At 76.3% G+C, this 14,415-nt stretch carries 16 protein-coding genes; 5 read left to right on the top strand and 11 right to left on the bottom strand.

All coding sequences use genetic code 11. From position 1 onward, the window contains the following. The 7 genes from ACFWOG_RS21250 to ACFWOG_RS21220 all read right to left on the bottom strand — a co-directional run. Nucleotides 1–1,632: lytic transglycosylase domain-containing protein (locus tag ACFWOG_RS21250; RefSeq protein ID WP_380360241.1), on the bottom strand; the 1,632-nt coding region annotated here is incomplete at its 3' end. A 249-nt stretch (nucleotides 1,633–1,881) separates the two neighbouring features. Further along, on the bottom strand, nucleotides 1,882–2,832 hold the full coding sequence (pqqB, locus tag ACFWOG_RS21245) for a pyrroloquinoline quinone biosynthesis protein PqqB (RefSeq protein WP_380360245.1): 951 nt from the start codon (nucleotides 2,830–2,832) through the stop codon (nucleotides 1,882–1,884). 23 nt (nucleotides 2,833–2,855) lie between these two features. Then, on the bottom strand, nucleotides 2,856–4,418 hold the full coding sequence (gene pqqE / locus ACFWOG_RS21240; protein WP_380360239.1) for a pyrroloquinoline quinone biosynthesis protein PqqE: 1,563 nt from the start codon (nucleotides 4,416–4,418) through the stop codon (nucleotides 2,856–2,858). Beyond that, nucleotides 4,415–5,173: a pyrroloquinoline-quinone synthase PqqC gene (pqqC, locus tag ACFWOG_RS21235; RefSeq protein ID WP_355405020.1), complete on the bottom strand. Its 759-nt coding sequence runs from the start codon at nucleotides 5,171–5,173 to the stop codon at nucleotides 4,415–4,417. The genes pqqE and pqqC overlap by 4 nt, the downstream gene beginning before the upstream one ends. After that, nucleotides 5,170–5,319, bottom strand: a complete 150-nt coding sequence (gene pqqA, locus ACFWOG_RS21230; protein ID WP_329881302.1) for a pyrroloquinoline quinone precursor peptide PqqA — start codon at nucleotides 5,317–5,319, stop codon at nucleotides 5,170–5,172. The genes pqqC and pqqA overlap by 4 nt, the downstream gene beginning before the upstream one ends. Before the next feature lie 283 nt (nucleotides 5,320–5,602). Then, complete coding sequence (locus ACFWOG_RS21225; RefSeq protein ID WP_380360237.1) at nucleotides 5,603–7,270, bottom strand: PQQ-binding-like beta-propeller repeat protein; 1,668 nt, start codon at nucleotides 7,268–7,270, stop codon at nucleotides 5,603–5,605. Between the two features lie 195 nt (nucleotides 7,271–7,465). Beyond that, nucleotides 7,466–7,606 carry a hypothetical protein gene (locus ACFWOG_RS21220; protein ID WP_380360235.1) on the bottom strand — a complete coding sequence of 47 codons (141 nt, stop codon included), beginning with the start codon at nucleotides 7,604–7,606 and terminating at the stop codon, nucleotides 7,466–7,468. Nucleotides 7,607–8,381: 775 nt separating this feature from the next. On the opposite strand from ACFWOG_RS21220, the gene ACFWOG_RS21215 reads away from it, so the two are divergent. Together ACFWOG_RS21215 and ACFWOG_RS21210 are read left to right on the top strand one after the other, a co-directional pair. Beyond that, nucleotides 8,382–8,765: a hypothetical protein gene (locus tag ACFWOG_RS21215; protein ID WP_329881299.1), complete on the top strand. Its 384-nt coding sequence runs from the start codon at nucleotides 8,382–8,384 to the stop codon at nucleotides 8,763–8,765. A gap of 87 nt (nucleotides 8,766–8,852) precedes the next feature. Further along, nucleotides 8,853–9,221: a hypothetical protein gene (locus ACFWOG_RS21210; protein WP_380360232.1), complete on the top strand. Its 369-nt coding sequence runs from the start codon at nucleotides 8,853–8,855 to the stop codon at nucleotides 9,219–9,221. Here the strand turns inward: ACFWOG_RS21210 and ACFWOG_RS21205 are convergent. Further along, a complete protein-coding gene (locus ACFWOG_RS21205) occupies nucleotides 9,218–10,156 on the bottom strand; it encodes an alcohol dehydrogenase catalytic domain-containing protein (protein WP_380360230.1) in 939 nt (312 codons plus the stop codon). The genes ACFWOG_RS21210 and ACFWOG_RS21205 overlap by 4 nt on opposite strands. A gap of 145 nt (nucleotides 10,157–10,301) precedes the next feature. On the opposite strand from ACFWOG_RS21205, the gene ACFWOG_RS21200 reads away from it, so the two are divergent. Together ACFWOG_RS21200 and ACFWOG_RS21195 are read left to right on the top strand one after the other, a co-directional pair. Continuing rightward, nucleotides 10,302–10,706 (top strand): winged helix-turn-helix transcriptional regulator, encoded by a 405-nt coding sequence (locus tag ACFWOG_RS21200; RefSeq protein ID WP_380360228.1) that lies wholly within the window; start codon nucleotides 10,302–10,304, stop codon nucleotides 10,704–10,706. 198 nt (nucleotides 10,707–10,904) lie between these two features. Next, nucleotides 10,905–11,198: a hypothetical protein gene (locus ACFWOG_RS21195; protein ID WP_329881295.1), complete on the top strand. Its 294-nt coding sequence runs from the start codon at nucleotides 10,905–10,907 to the stop codon at nucleotides 11,196–11,198. Here ACFWOG_RS21195 and ACFWOG_RS21190 read toward each other — a convergent pair. Together ACFWOG_RS21190 and ACFWOG_RS21185 are read right to left on the bottom strand one after the other, a co-directional pair. After that, a complete protein-coding gene (locus ACFWOG_RS21190; RefSeq protein ID WP_380360226.1) occupies nucleotides 11,183–11,797 on the bottom strand; it encodes an AAA family ATPase in 615 nt (204 codons plus the stop codon). The two genes, ACFWOG_RS21195 and ACFWOG_RS21190, sit on opposite strands and share 16 nt — an antisense overlap. A 41-nt stretch (nucleotides 11,798–11,838) precedes the next feature. Then, nucleotides 11,839–12,453 carry a MarR family winged helix-turn-helix transcriptional regulator gene (locus tag ACFWOG_RS21185; protein WP_380360224.1) on the bottom strand — a complete coding sequence of 205 codons (615 nt, stop codon included), beginning with the start codon at nucleotides 12,451–12,453 and terminating at the stop codon, nucleotides 11,839–11,841. A gap of 47 nt (nucleotides 12,454–12,500) precedes the next feature. On the opposite strand from ACFWOG_RS21185, the gene ACFWOG_RS21180 reads away from it, so the two are divergent. Beyond that, entirely contained in the window at nucleotides 12,501–13,472 is a 972-nt protein-coding gene (locus tag ACFWOG_RS21180) for an EamA family transporter (RefSeq protein WP_380360222.1), read from the top strand. Between the two features lie 102 nt (nucleotides 13,473–13,574). On the opposite strand, the gene ACFWOG_RS21175 is transcribed toward ACFWOG_RS21180, so the two are convergent. After that, nucleotides 13,575–14,252: a CHAP domain-containing protein gene (locus ACFWOG_RS21175; protein WP_329881292.1), complete on the bottom strand. Its 678-nt coding sequence runs from the start codon at nucleotides 14,250–14,252 to the stop codon at nucleotides 13,575–13,577. Nucleotides 14,253–14,415 lie beyond the last annotated feature (163 nt).

Raw genomic sequence — 14,415 nt, 5'->3', positions numbered from 1 at the left:
CGCCGACGGGGCGCCGGAGGGCGTGAGCGGCGTGCTCGGAGCGGCGGCGCCCGGGGCGGCCGAGCCGGTCGGGGCGCCACTCTGGGGGGCGGTCGCGGTCGGGGTGGGCGTCGGGCAGCCCGGGGCGGTGGCCGTCGGCGTCGCGGTGGCCGAGGGCGTCGCCGACGCCGGGGCGCTCGGCGCGGTGCCGGCCGTCGGCGTGCCCGAGGGGGCGTCCGTCGGTGTGGCGCAGGCGGTGGGCGTGCCGGTCGGGGTCGTCGTCGGCGTGGCCGTCGGCGTCGCGGTGGGCGTGCCGGTCGGCTCGGCGGTCGCCGTCGGGCTCGCGCTGCCGGACGGGCTCGCGGTCGCGGAGGGCGTCCCCGACGGCGTGGTGGTCGGCCCGGTCGAGGGGGACGCGGAGGGCGACGCCGAATCCGACGGGGTCGCACCGGTCGACGGCGACGTGGACGGCGTCCCCGAGGGCGAGGTCGACGGTGAGGTCGACGGTGCGCCGGAGGGCGTCGTCGAGGTGGACGGAACGGCGGGAGTGCCGGGCGTGGTGGACGGCTGCGGCACCCCCGACGGCTGCGTACCGGTCGGGATGCCGGGGATGACGGGGATGACGGGAGCCGGCGGGGTCGGCAGGGTGAGCGGAGCGAACGGGCCGTTCGGGGCGGTGCGGCCCGGGGTGGTGACCGGGCTCCCGGTGCTGAAGTGGGCCATCCAGTTCCGGACCGTGCGCAGGTACTCGGCCGAGTGGTTGTAGCCGAGGACGGCCCGGTCCAGCTGGGCCGGGTCGGACAGGTCGCGGCCGCCCGCGCACAGGTAGCGGCCGGCGGCCTCGGCGGCGTCGAAGACGTTGTTCGGATCGGCCTTGCCGTCGGCGTTGGCGTCGACGCCCCAGGAAGCCCAGGTGGAGGGGATGAACTGCATCGGACCGACGGCGCGGTCCCACACGCCGTCACCGTCGAAGCGGCCACCGTCGGTGTCGGATATCGCCGCGAAGCCGGCACCGTTCAGCGCCGGGCCGAGGATCGGCCGGTACGTCGTCCCGGCGGCGTCCACCGCACCCCGGCCGGCCTGGCCGGACTCGACCTCGCCGATCGCGGCCAGCAGCTGCCACGGCAGGTGGCAGGCGGGCGAGCGCAGCGCCAGGGCGGCCTCCGCCTTGCGGTAGGCGGCGAAGACCGTCTCCGGCAGGGCGGGCCCGTTGCGCAGCGGGTCGGCGAAGGGCGAGCCGACCGGAGCGGTGGGCGGCTGGGTCAGCGGGACGGTACCGCCGCCGTCGACCGGGGCGGCCCCGGCGAGAGCGGGCCCGCCGGACACGCCGGGGCCGAACGGCGAGGTGGTGCCGGGGTCCACGGCCGCGGAGCCGGTCCCGGTGGCCGTCGGGCCGAGGGTCCGGTCGGCGGGGGCCGGAAGCGCGTCGGCGGATGCCACGGGGGCGAGGCCGAGGCCGGTGAACTGGGCGCCGGTCAGGGCGGCGAGGGCCGTGAAGACCGCTGCCGTTCCGGCCATCCGGCTGCCGAGCCGCAGCCGGCGGACGCCCCGGGGGCCCGCGGCCCGGCGGCTCGCGGTCTCCCTGACCACGATCTCCCTGACCACGGCCTGCCGTGGCCCCTCGGATGTCCCGTCGCCGTTCCTGGTCGCCATGCTGTGCCCCTCCCGTCACCGTCCGGCCCCTGGGGAACGGACGGGGTGTCACCATCGTGCCTGCCGGTGCCTGACCGAGCTCGTTTCCCGAACGATTAGTATCACGACGATCCGACAGGCCCCGGATGGCCGGGAGCGGTCCCGGGCGCCACCGTTCGATGAACGGGCCGTGGACGGACTCGACCGGACACGGTCAGGACGGCCGGCGCGGCGCCGACCCCGGGCGGGCCCCGGGCCACGGGCAGGACGTCAGAGCTCGACGAGCGTCCCGTCCTCGGCGACGCCCGCACCCGCCGCGGCCAGCACGGGGGCCAGTGCGACCGCCTCGGGCGAGCCCCGGTGGGCGAGCGGGTTGGTGTTGTTGAGGTGGGTGTAGAGGTAGCGCGGCCCCGGGTGACGGGCCAGGTGGGGGAGCGAGTCCTCGACGGCGAGGTGGCCCATCCCGCGCGAGGTGCGCGCGCCGCCGGTCCGTTCGGCGAGCTCGTCGTCGGTGGCGAAGGTGCCGTCCAGGATCACCAGGTCGGCGCCGGACACCGCCCGGTCCAGGGCGGGCGTCCAGGCGGCGACCCCGGGTGCGTAGACCGCGCGGGCGCGGCCGGCGGTGTCGCTGAAGCGGTAGCCGATCACCCAGTCCGTCCGGTCCGCTCCCGCCGCCGTGCCCGCCCCGCCCGGGGCCGTCCCGCTCCCGCGGGCGGTACGTCGCTCGCCGGGCGGGCCGGCGGCGGCGTACCGGGGGCGTTTGCCGCCGAGGGCCAGCGGCTCGGCGAGCAGGCCGCCGGCCAGTTCGACGGCGGTGCCCGGTGTGACGGTGTGCCAGTGCGTCTTGGCGTAGGGGGCGATCAGCGGGCCGACCGGGAACGCCTCGTGCAGGGCGGCGCGGACCGGCTCCGTGGCGTGCACCGACAGCTCTGCGGCCTCGCGCAGGGTCACCAGGCCGAGGGTGTGGTCGAGCTCGCCGCTGGTGAGCAGCACACCGCGCAGCGGGGTGGCGCGGGTGCCGGGCGCGGGTGCCAGTTCGGGCGTGGCGAGCAGCTGGGAGCGGAGGTCGGGGGAGGCGTTGACCAGGTACCAGGCGGCGCCGTCGGCGCTGACGGCCAGGCAGTCCTGGCTGCGGACGGCGCCGGTGCGGCGGGCGGTGGCGCAGCCGTCGCAGCCGCAGTTCCACTGGGGCAGGCCGCCGCCGGCGGCGGTGCCGAGGATCCGGATCTTCAGCGGGTGCTCCCTCAGGACGGGCCCGGCACGGCGGGCGCGGCCGGCCCGGCGGTGACGCTCGTGGCAGTGCCGGGCGTGCCGAGTGTGACGGGCGCGGCGGGCGTGGCGGTGAACCGGCGCGGCACCGGCGTCGGGCCGTCGGCCGGCGCGGGCGAGTGGACCAGCTGGTGGTGCGGGGAGAGCCGGCACGCCGGATCGGTGGCGGCCGCGTCGCCGGTGAACTGGAAGGCCTGGCAGCGGCAGCCGCCGTGGTCGACCTCGCGCAGCGCGCAGCTCCGGCAGGGCTCGGGCATCCAGGCGGTGCCCCGGAAGCGGTTGAAGGCGGGGGAGTCGTGCCAGATCGCCGCCAGGTCGTCGCCGGCGGCGTTGGGGATCCGGAGACCGGGCAGCTGGGCGGCGGCCAGGCAGGGCAGCACGTCGCCGCCGGGCGCGACCACCAGCTGTTCGTTCCCCCAGCCGTTCATGCACGGCTTGGCGGTGCCGCTGTGGTGGTCGGCGACGACGTGGGTGATCTCGATCCGGTCGCCGTGCCGGGCGCGGGCCGCGGCCACGTCCAGCTCGGCCTGTCGGACCTGTTCGTCACCGGGCGCCAGATGGGCCCGGTTGACCCAGGCCCAGCCGTAGAACTGGGTGTGCGCCAGCTCCACCCGGTCGGCGCCCAACTCGACGGCCAGGTCGGCGATCGCGCCGAGCCGGGCCAGATTCCCGCGGTGCAGCACGGCGTTGACCGTCAGCGGCAGTCCGGCGGCGGTGAAGAGCGCGGCGGCGGCCAGCTTCCGTTCGTGCCCGGTCCGGCCGTTGAGCCGGGTCAGCCCGGCGACGGTGTCGGCGCGGTCCGGATCGGCGTCCTGCACGGAGAGCTGGACGTGGTCCAGGCCCGCTTCGGCGAGTTCGGCGGCGCGCGGGCCGTCCAGGGGCAGGCCGCTGGTGATCAGGTTGGTGTAGAGGCCCAGCCGGTGGGCGTGTGCGACGACGGCGGCCAGGTCGCGGCGGAGCAGCGGTTCGCCGCCGGTGAGGTGGACCTGGAGGATGCCGAGGCCGCGTGCCTGGTCGAGGATGCGCAGCCACTGCTCGGTGTCCAACTCGTCGCGCTGTCTGGTGAGCTCGACCGGATTGGCGCAGTAGGTGCACTGGAGGGGGCAGCGGTGGGTGAGCTCGGCGATCAGGCCGAGCGGCGCGGGCGCCCGCCGTCCGGCGCGGGTCTCCGCCGAGTGGGTCCCCGTCGGGTGGGTCAACGCGGCGTGGGCCCCCGCGGTCCCGGGCGGGTCCGCGGCCCGGGTGGGGACGGCCGGTGCGCCGGTGCCGTCGAGGGTGAGCAGCCGGCGCTCGGCGAGGTCGAGCAGCAGGCCGAGGACCTGCCCGGGCTCCACCCCGTCGTACTCGGCGGCGAGCCGGGCGGTGATCCGCCCGGCGTCGCGCCGACCGTCGCAGTGCCGGAGCACGGCGGCGGCGGTCTCGTTGAGCAGCAGGACGCCCTCCGGGTAGAGCAGGGCGTCCTGCCGGCGGACCGGGTCGTGCACCAGCCGCACACCGCGCCGCAGCCCGGGGGTCGCGGCGTCGGGTGCGGGGCTCACCGGCCGGTCCCGTTCCGGCCCGCAGGGGTACCGGCCGGACCGTAGTCGACGGCGTCCAGCATGGCCCGCAGGACCTCGCACTTGAAGGCGAGCGCGTCCACGGCCGCCTGCTGCTGGGCCTCCGTGACGCAGTGGTCCAGTACCAGTTCGAGCGTCCGGGCGCTGTCCCGGCGGGCGTCGGGGATGCGGTGCTCGAAGTAGGCGTAGCCGGACGGGTCGATCCAGTCGTAGTGCTTCTGCCAGGCGACGACCCGTTCGGCCATGTGGTCGGGCGAGAACATCTCGGTCAGCGCGGCGGCCACGCCCTCGGTCCACGGGCGGGTCTGGCAGAAGTGCAGGTAGCCGTCGACGGCGAAGCGCACCCCGCGCGCGACGTGCCGCTCGTCCAGGATCTCGGCCCGGTCCAGGCCGACCGCCTCGGCGAGCACCAGCCAGTCGGCCAGGCCGCCCTGGTCGGCGTTCGGGCCGTCCTGGTGGCCGAGCCGCTGCGACCACTCCCGACGGACGTCCGCGAGCGGGCAGTTGGCGATGATCGCCGCGTTCTTCCGGGTGAGGCAGAGCTGGTAGTACCAGCGGTTGGCGACCCAGCGCCGAAGTTCCTCCGGGGTGCAGTCGCCGGAGTGCAGGCGCAGGTGGAACGGGTGGGTGTCCCAGTACCGGTCCCGCAGGCCGTGCAGCCGGGCCGCGAAGGACTCGCGGCCCGGCTGCAGGTCGGCCGGCACCCGGGCCGGCGCGAGGGGGGGAGCCTGGGTCACCGAGTGGTCCGCGCGGCGTACGCGGTGACCTCGGCGCCGGTGCGGTGGCACTCCACCGCCGGGGCGGACCAGGCGGGCTTGGCCGCGGCCGGCGGGGCCGGTACGGCGGCGGTGGTGACGGGCTGGGGAGCGAGCGTGGACTTCATGGGAGTTGCCCTCCTCGGTGAAGTGGGTGAGAGGCCGGGGCCCGGGGGCCCCTGGATCAGGACGCTACGAGCCGCCGGGCCCGCCCGCCGGTCGAAACCACGCGATCCGCGGACAATCGCGCTCGAACGGGTGACACGACGGGCTCCGCACCGGGCCGGGCCCGGGCGGGAAACCGGTGTCGAGTGTGCCGGTTCGGCCATGCCGTGTCGAGTGGGCCGGACCGGGCGGGCCGTACCGGGTGGGCCGGGTGGGCCGGCCCACCCGGTACGACCGGTCCGGTCCTCAGGCCGAACGGCCGAAGGCGACCAGATGGCCGTCCTTGGTGCCGACGAACACCCGCCCGCCGTCCGTCGCCGGGACGGAGAACCTGGTCACGGTGCCGAGTGCGAAGCTGCGCCGCAGCTTGAGCGCGCCGTTGACCGGAACCGCGTCGTAGACCCGGAGTTCGCCGTTCTGCCCGCCCGGGCCGGTGCCCGAGTAGACCGTCCAGACCAGCGCCGAACCGGCGACCGTCCCGTTCGAGGTGACGACCGGTGAGCCGGACGCGTAGCCGAATCCCTCGGGGCTCGTCCCGGCGCTGGTCAACTGGGGGTTCCCCGCGCCGTTCACGGAGTACTTGAGCGCCCGCAGCGAGCCGTAGTTCTCGACCAGGTAGACGTAGCCGCCCTCGCCGCCCCAGACGCCGGGGTGGCCCCAGACGCCCTTGAACGGGCCGGTGGTGCCCACCACGTTGTCGGTGCCGCCGGAGCCCTGGCCCATGCCGCCGAGACGGTCGCGGTCCAGCAGGAAGATCCGGCCGTCCTTGCCGACCTGCACCATCAGGTGCGGGTGGGCGGAGGTGCCGAAGCCGGACGGCAGGGCCGCCGGGCCGCCGGAGCCGAAGTCCACGTCACCGTGGTCCATCTCCCGGTTGTTGGTGGGGCTGAAGAAGTCCCGCGGGGCGAGGCTGCCGTCCGCGTTCACCCCCAGCCGGACCACCGACTCGGCGAAGTGGCCGCCCGGTTTGTCGCCCGGCCCCTTGAGCGGGGACGAGCCCTCGCCGGCGCCGTTGCCGGTGGCGATGAAGATCCGGCCGGCGCCGTCGGAGACCAGACCGCCGCCGCTCATCCAGACGCCGGCGTTCTGCGAGGCGGATCCGGACTCGGTGGACCAGAGGGTGAGCTTGCGGGTGGAGGTGTTGACGCCCGCGACCGTGCCGACGTACGTCCCGATGCCGCAGTCCGAGGCGAAGCCGAAGTAGACGGCGCCGTCGATCAGCAGCAGTCCCGCACGCTGGGCGGAGGTCGACGGGTTGAACGGGACGCCGGGGCTGTTGACCGGCGAGCCCTGGACGGTGACCGGCCAGCCGCTCCGCTCCGCGCCCGAGGCGACGTCCAGCGCGTGCACCGAGAAGTGCGCGCCGCCGTCGCCGGACTTGGTCACGAGGTAGACGGTGCCGCTCGCCCGGTCGTAGACCGGTGTCGAGACGATGCCGGTGCCGGGCGCGAGACAGGCGCTGGACGAGGACACCGGGGTGCCCAGCGCGCGCTGCCAGACGATCCGTCCGTCGGCCGCGTTGACGCCGTAGACGTGGTTGGTCGCGGTGGCGACCACCACGGTGGATCCGGCGACCAGCGGCTGTGCGTACACCGCGCCGTCCACGGCGGTCGACCAGCGCCGGCCGAAGCCGGAGGCGGACACCTGGGCGGGGCTCAGGTTCGGTTCGGCGGCGTCCCAGCCGGTGCGCAGGTTGTTGACCGAGACGGTCGGGTTGTCGGCCCGGGCCGGTGCCGCGCCGGTGAGCGCACCGGCCGCGAGGGCCGGGACGAGCAGCGCCAGTCCGGAGAGCAGGGCCGCTCCGGAACGGCCGGCCCGGACCCGGGGCGGGGGTCCGGACCGGGGCGGACCGGCCGGGGGTGCTCCGTCCGCGGGCGGTCCGCCGGGGGACGGGGGTGGGAGGGGTCGGCTCATACGATCCGCCTTGGCTGTCGGGGAGTACGGGGTACGGCGCCGTGGCGTCATTCTGTGAGCGCCCGCACCGCGCCCGCATCCGGCCGCAGCCCCCGGCCCGGGACCGTTCACGCCCCTGGGGGAACGGGCTGCGCCGGGCGGCGGTCCCGGCGTTCGGCCGAGCGGCCGCCCCGAGGGCCCGGGTGCCGGGGCGGATCAGCCCGCGACCGACGGTGCGAGCACCAGGGCCGGCGCGCTCGCGGCCGCCGCCTCGGCCGGGCCGATCACCTCGTCGTCCGGGCCGCGGTCAGTGACCACGGCGACGGAGTAGGTGCGGCCGTCGGGGACGAAGAACACCTCGGGCCGGTGCCGTCCTTCCGCCGGACCAGCACCGCCTCCTGACCGACGCCGGGCAGCGGGGCGGTCTGGAGGCCCGGGTCGGTCCTCGCCGCGGTGATGCTGCCCGCGTCCACCTCGCGGATGTGGGCGGAGGACTGGCGGGAGCCCCAGGTGCAGCCCCACACCGGCTTGCCGTCCTTCGGGCCGGGCCGGGTGCCCGTGAACGGCCCCGCCGTGCCGACGACGGCGACGACCTGGGGCGAGGAGAGCAGGGCGCACGCGTCGACCCGCGCTCCGTGGGGTCCCCCTCCGACGGTGTCCGCCGACCGTGGCGGACTGTGACGGTTCAGGATCCTACGGGCCCTTCGGTGGCGGTATTTCCCTTTCCTGCTACGGGAGTTGGACAGATCGGAGCCGGGCCGGTTGCCGGGCGGGTTCGCGCCAGGCTCCGGCCGGGTCGCGACCGGGCCGCGGATCCCGGCCGGGACCGGGCGCGTCCGGGGGGTGAACAGGCGGTCCGGGGCACGGGGGTGGTACGCGCACGTGCGGCCGGGCTCCCGGCGGCGCCCGCCACCGGCCGAGCTGACCTGGCCGGATGCTCCGTCACCCCTTTACCAGGGCGGCCGGGCCGGTGTCGAGTGCGGAACGCCGACTTCCCCGGACGGGTGACGTTCTGGTGAAAGTGGTCATGCCAGGAATGGCGGCCCGTCATTCTGACCCCATGATCAGGCGGATCCCGTGACGGGGCGGGTCGCGCAACCAGACGGACACCAGAGGGATGGAGGCCCTGACAGTGAGTTCGAACCTGCCGGAGACCGTGGCCGAGGCCCCGGCCGTCCTGCCCGCGCCGCCCCGCGTGGTCGACGACCTCGCTCGTGACCTGACCCACGCCGCCGCCGCGGTCCGGGCCGTCTCCCGGGACGGTCGGTGCGGCGGCGACGTCGCGGTGGCGGCGTACACCGCCGTGGTCTGCACCGGACGGTCGGCGGCCCGCGCACTGGAGGAGGCCGCCGGATGGTGCCGGCAGGCGCCGGAGGCGGAGGTCCATTCGCTGGCCTGGGCCCGCGTGCCCGGCCACCGTGACGACGTCTTCGAGTACCGGGTCACCCTGGCCGTCAGCTTCCCCGACCACGAGACCGGTGAGCACGCGGGGGACACCCACCACGCCCGGCGCTGACCTGGCCGGGCGGGGGGCGTACCCGGAGGGCGCCGAGGGCCGTTACCGGGCGTCGAAACCGAACTGACCCGCGATGAGACTCGGACCATGAACGTCGGGGGATCGGGCGGAGCGGCCACCGAGGACCGCAAGCTCTCCGCCGGGGCGGTCGCGGCGGCAGTCGGGCCGGCGGCGGCCTGCGGGGCCGTGGTGCTGTCGGTGCTGTTGGTGATGTTCCACTGGCCGGGCCGGACGGTGCCGGGGGTCGGGTGGCCGGCCGCCAAGGGCGCGGTGAAGCTCGGCACGGGCGGTGTGGTGGGCCCGGTGGCCGCCCTCGCCCGGCTGCGCACCCGCAGGGGCGCCCGGAACGCCGGGGCCGGCGGGTCCACCGGTGGGGCCGTCGTGTGGCCCGACGCGGGGGCCGTCGAGGAGCCCGACGAGGGAGCCGACCGGGCCTCCGTCGGCGGCCGGAGCTAGGGCAGCAGGACGAGCCGTCCGCGCAGGCCGCCCCCGGCCAGCCTGCGGTGGGCGTCCGCGGCCCGCCCCAGCGGGTGGGTCCCGGCGACCCGGAGCGTGAGGGCCTTCCGCTCGGCCAGCGCGGAGAGTTCGGCGAGCGCCGCCCCGTCGGCGGCCACCCAGACCTGTTCCACCCGGACACCGCGCAGGCCGAGCGGTGCGGCGCCCGCCGACACCGCGACGAACGCGCCCCGGTTGCGGACCGCGCCGAGCGCCGTCACGCCGAGCAGCGCCGCGTCCAGCACGCCGTCGACCCCGCCGGGCACCAGCGCGCGGACGGCGGCGGCCGGATCGGCGGCGTCGCGCGGCACGAACCACTCGGCACCCAGCGCGCGGACCGCCGCCGCGTCGCCCGCACCGGCCAGGGCCACCACCCGCAGGTCGCGCAGGACAGCCAGTTCCACGGCGAAGCCGCCCACCGCACCCGCGGCGCCGGTGACCAGCAGGGTCGCCCCGGCGGGCAGGCCGAGCAGGTCCAGCGCCTGGACGGCGGTCAGCCCGTTGAGCGGCAGGGTGGCCGCCCCGGCGGCCGGCACGCCCGCCGGGGCCGGGGCCACGGCGGCGGCGTCCAGCACCAGGTGGTCGGCGTAGGCGCCGAGCGGGACGTCCAGCCGGTCGCGCAGGCCGATGACCCGGTCGCCCGCGGCGAAGCCGGTCACCCCGGGGCCGACCAGGTCGACCGTGCCGGCCGCGTCCCAGCCCACGCCGACCGTGTCGCGCGGCGCCATCAGGCCCGCCCCCGCGAGCACCCCGGACCGGGTCACCGCGTCCACCGGGTTCACGGTGGCGGCCTCCACCCGGATCCTGACCTGGCCGGGGCCGGGCTCCGGGACGGGCACCTCGACCAGCTCCAGGACCTCCGGGCCACCGAACCGACGGACCACCACGGCGCGCATCGCGCACTCCTCTCACCCGGGGCCCGGCTCCACCGGGGAGCCGTCCCCACCCAGGGACTTGCGAACACCGCCCACGCTAGGAAAACCTGCTCTCCGGCAGGAAGTACGTACCCGGAAGTGCGTACCGCACGGGGAGGAGAGCACCATGGCGACCATGACCGCCGCCCAGCGCCGCTCGGCCGAGCGGGCCGGATTCGACGCGTACGTCGCCGAGTGCCCGGCCCGGCAACTGCTGGACAGGATCGGCGACAAGTGGGTCAGCCTGGTCGTCAACGCGCTGGCCGACGGGCCGCAGCGGTACAGCGACCTGCGCCGGCGTCTCGCCGGGGTCAGCGAGAAGATGCTCACCCAGACCCTGCGAGCCCTGGAGCGGGACGGCCTCCTCACCCGGACGGTCACCCCGTCCGTCCCGGCCCGGGTCGACTACGCGCTCACCCCGCTGGGCACGGGGCTGCTGCCGCTGCTGAAGGCGATCAAGAGCTGGGCCGAGGAGAACATGCCGGAGGTGCTCGCCCACCGCGTGTCGTACGACGGCGTCCGGAACGACTGACGAGGTGCCGGATCCGCTGCCGAGGAGCGGCGGTGAGGGCGCCGGAGGACCGAGGCCCGGCGCCCGGCGGGTCGGGGGTGCCCGGGGATCGTCCGTTTCCCGTCCTGCTGCCGGTTCCGCCGGACCTCCGGAGCGGACAGTGGGCTGCGGCCCGGCCGTCCGGCCGCCCGTCAACCGAACCCCCCCTGGAGGGGAGTCATGCGCATCCGTACCGCGGCGGCGACGATCGCCGCCACCGCAGCCCTGGCCGTCCCGGTCCTCGCGACCGTCCCGGCCTCCGCGGCGCCCGCCCGCGTGGCCGCCTGCTCGACCTACAGCAACTACGTCAGCTACGGCGTCTCGTGCGACGGCACGCGCAGCTACTACGCGTGGGCCGTCTGTGCCAACAACAAGGTGGTCTACGGGCCGACCAGGTCGCCCGGCGTCTGGTCCTACGCGTACTGCAGCAACGTCGGCTCGACGTTCCGCAGCGGCGGCTACACGCTGGTCTGAGCCGGGGCGAGCACGCGGTCGAGGCGGTCGGCGAGCGTGGACCACGGCCGGCTGTCGACCACCGGGAGGGCGTGCAGGCGGGCCTGGGAACCGAGCCAGCGCGAGTAGCGCGCGCTGACCTCGGCGCGGCGCGCCTGGACGCCGCCCCCCGGTTCCCGGGCCGCGTAGTTGGCGGCGATCCGGTCGGCGTCCGCCTCGTGCAGGAAGACCGCCAGGACGCTGCGCCCGGCGGCGCGGCCCTCCTCGACGGCGCGGGCGGCTGCGGCCGGGGTGAGGTAGTCGCCCTCGACGACGGCGGGTACCGGCACGGTCAGCCGGTTGCGCACCACTCCGAGGAGGGCGGGCGCCAGCGCCTCGGCCGTGGCGATCTGGAGTTCGAGGACGTGCTCGGGCGGCAGGCCGTCCGGGTCGGCGACGCCGTCGAAGTGGTGCAGTCCGGGGTGCTGGGCGGCGGTGGTGATCTCCTGCACGGCGCTGACCACGTCGTCGAACTCGACCACGAAGGCGCCGGTTCCGGCGGCGAGCCGGGCGGCGGCCACGCTCTTGCCGACGCCGGACGCGCCACCGAGCAGGACGAGGTCCCAGGTCCGTTTCGTCATGGTGCGACGCTATCGCGGAGGACGCGCGGGGATCCTCCGGGTCAGGTGGCCGCCGGGCTGTCGCCGCCCGGCCCGTCGCCGTCGGGTGCGGCGCCGTCCGGCTCGCGGGTTTCGGGATCCCGGGCGTCCGGGCCCGGGTGGTCGAGGCGGCGCTGCCAGGCCGTCAGCAGCACCTCCAGCGCGGACGCCTCCTCGGGGGAGAGGTGGCCCAGCAGCCGGTGCTCGTTGCGCATGTGGGCGGTGAACGCCTCGTCGATCAGCCGCCGGCCAGCCTCGGTGAGGGCGACGACCCGGCCCCGCCCGTCGGCCTCGCTGCGGCGGCGGGTGACGAGCCCGGCCCGCTCCAGCCGGTCGACCCGCTTGGTCATCGCGCCGGTGGTGACCATGGTGTGGGCGGCCAGTTCGCCGGGGGCCCGCTCGAACGGTGCCCCGGCCCGGCGCAGCGTGGCCAGGACGTCGAACTCGCCCTCGCCCAGCCCGTACCGTCCGTAGACCAGGCAGAGCTCCTCGGTGAGCCGGACGGCCAGCCGGTGCAACCGGCCGATGACCGCCTGGGGGGCGACGTCGAGGTCGGGCCGCTCCCGGTGCCACGCGGCCTGGATCAGGGAGACGTGGTCCTGCGCCGGGTCCGGCTCGTGGCCGTGCTCGTTCGCCATGGGGACATCCTAGCCGAATAGCTTCCATGGAAGATATGTTGTCTTCCATGGAAGCCAGTTTCCGGTGGGTGCTGCTGACCGCCGTCGCGCCGGTGGCGTGGGGGGCGAACTACTTCGTCACCCGGGAGTACCTCCCGGCCGACCGCCCGCTCTGGGGCGCGGCCCTGCGCGCCTTGCCCGCCGGGCTGCTCCTGCTGGCGCTCCGCCCCCGGCGCCCGCGCGGAGCGTGGTGGTGGCGCTCGGCGCTGCTGGGGCTTCTCAACACGGCGAGCTTCTTCGTCCTGCTCTACGTCGCCTCCCAGTTGCTCGCCACCAGCGTCGCCTCCACCGTGATGGCGGCCTCCCCGCTGACGATGCTGCTGCTCGCCTGGGCGCTGACCGCCGCGCGCCCGGCCCGCGCCCACCTGGTCGGGGCGGTCGTCGGTCTGGGCGGGGTCTGCCTGATGCTGCTCACCCGGGCCGGGGCGGTGAGCCTGCCCGGCCTGGCCGCCTCGGCGGCGGCGATGCTGGTCTCCTCGCTCGGCTACGTGCTCGCCGGGCGGTGGCGGGACGGCGCCGACGTGCTCGCCACGACCGCGTGGCAGCTGGTGGCCGGCGGCCTGGTGCTCCTTCCGGTGGCGGCGGTGGCGGAGGGCGCGCCCGTCGTGCCGTCCGGCCGGGAACTGCTCGCCTTTGGCTACGTCGCGGTGGTGGCGACCGCGCTGGCGTTCGCGGTCTGGTTCGCCGGGCTGCGTCACCTGCCGGCCGGCACGGTCGGCCTGCTGGGCCTGCTCAACCCGCTGACCGGCGTGCTGCTCGGTACGGCGGTGGCGGGCGAGATGCTGGGGCCGCTGCAACTGGCGGGACTGGTACTGGTCCTGGCCGGTGTCGTGCTCGGACGGCCGCGCCGGGCGCCGACCGGAGCGGTGCCTGCCGGAGCGGTGCCTGCCGTGGAGGAGTGCGGCGAGCCGGCAGGCGGTCGGCCGGGGGGTGTCGGCCGGTCGGCGCCGGGGCGGGAGGTCTGCCGGCAGGAACCCTGACGGGGCGGGGACGACGAGGCCCCGGCCCGGGCCGCGTCCTCCGGGGGTGGGAGGAGCGGCGCCGGGCCGGGGCCGTCGGTGCCGGTGTCTGACCGGGTGGGATCAGGCGCCGGGCGGCGTCACGTAGCCGGAGATCTTCCAGTTCTTCGTGCCGCCCGTGGCGGTGCGCGGGTTGATGTGGCGGTGGGTCACCTTGTTGCTCACGTTGCCCTCGACGGTGTCGAGGGTGCCGTCGCGGTTCACCGAGACCACCACGCCGACGTGGCCGCCGCGCGCGTAGGCCGGCGGGCCGTAGACGACGAGGTCGCCGGGCTTGGGCGAGCCGGTGTGGAAGAGGTGGTGCTCCTGCCCCCACTTGCCGACCCCGCGCCCGAGCAGGGTGGTCGGGCCGTTCTTCACCCCGGCCTGCCGCCAGGTCCACTCGGCGAACGCCGCGCACCAGGAGGTGTTGCGGCAGGTCTGGCCCTTTCCGGTGAGGTACTTCTGGCAGGCCGAGCTGCTCTCGGTGACCCCGATCTGGCCGCGCGCGGCGGCCACGATCCGGTCCCGGAGGGTAGCCGCCGCCGGCGCGGCCGCACCCTCCCGCAGCTCGGCGGAGCCGGCCCCGGTGGCGAGGTCCGCGACGTCGGTGGTGACGGCGGCGGCCGGCGCGGTCGGGAGGGTGAGCGCGTCCGCCGCGCCGGTCCCGGTGAGCGCCGCCGCCGCCAGGGCGGCGACGGCGACGGTGCGGCCCGCACGCTGCTTGAAGGCGGCGAGCGTGAGGTGACGGTTGGTGTGCATCCGTGACTCCTTCGAGTGCATTCCCGCTCCCCGGACGGCATGCGGCGGCCCGGGTACGGGAGGGGGTGGGTGTTCGCCGGGGTTCCTCACCGGCTGGTCATCAGCGTTGCACGGCCGGGGCGCGGACTTCTACGCTGCGCGATCAGCTGGTTACTCATTCGTA

The sequence above is a fragment of the Kitasatospora sp. NPDC058406 genome (assembly GCF_042722765.1).
Taxonomy (GTDB): Bacteria; Actinomycetota; Actinomycetes; order Streptomycetales; family Streptomycetaceae; genus Kitasatospora.
The sequence above is the reverse complement of the archived record's forward strand: the minus strand, read 5'-3'. Positions and strand labels throughout refer to the sequence as shown.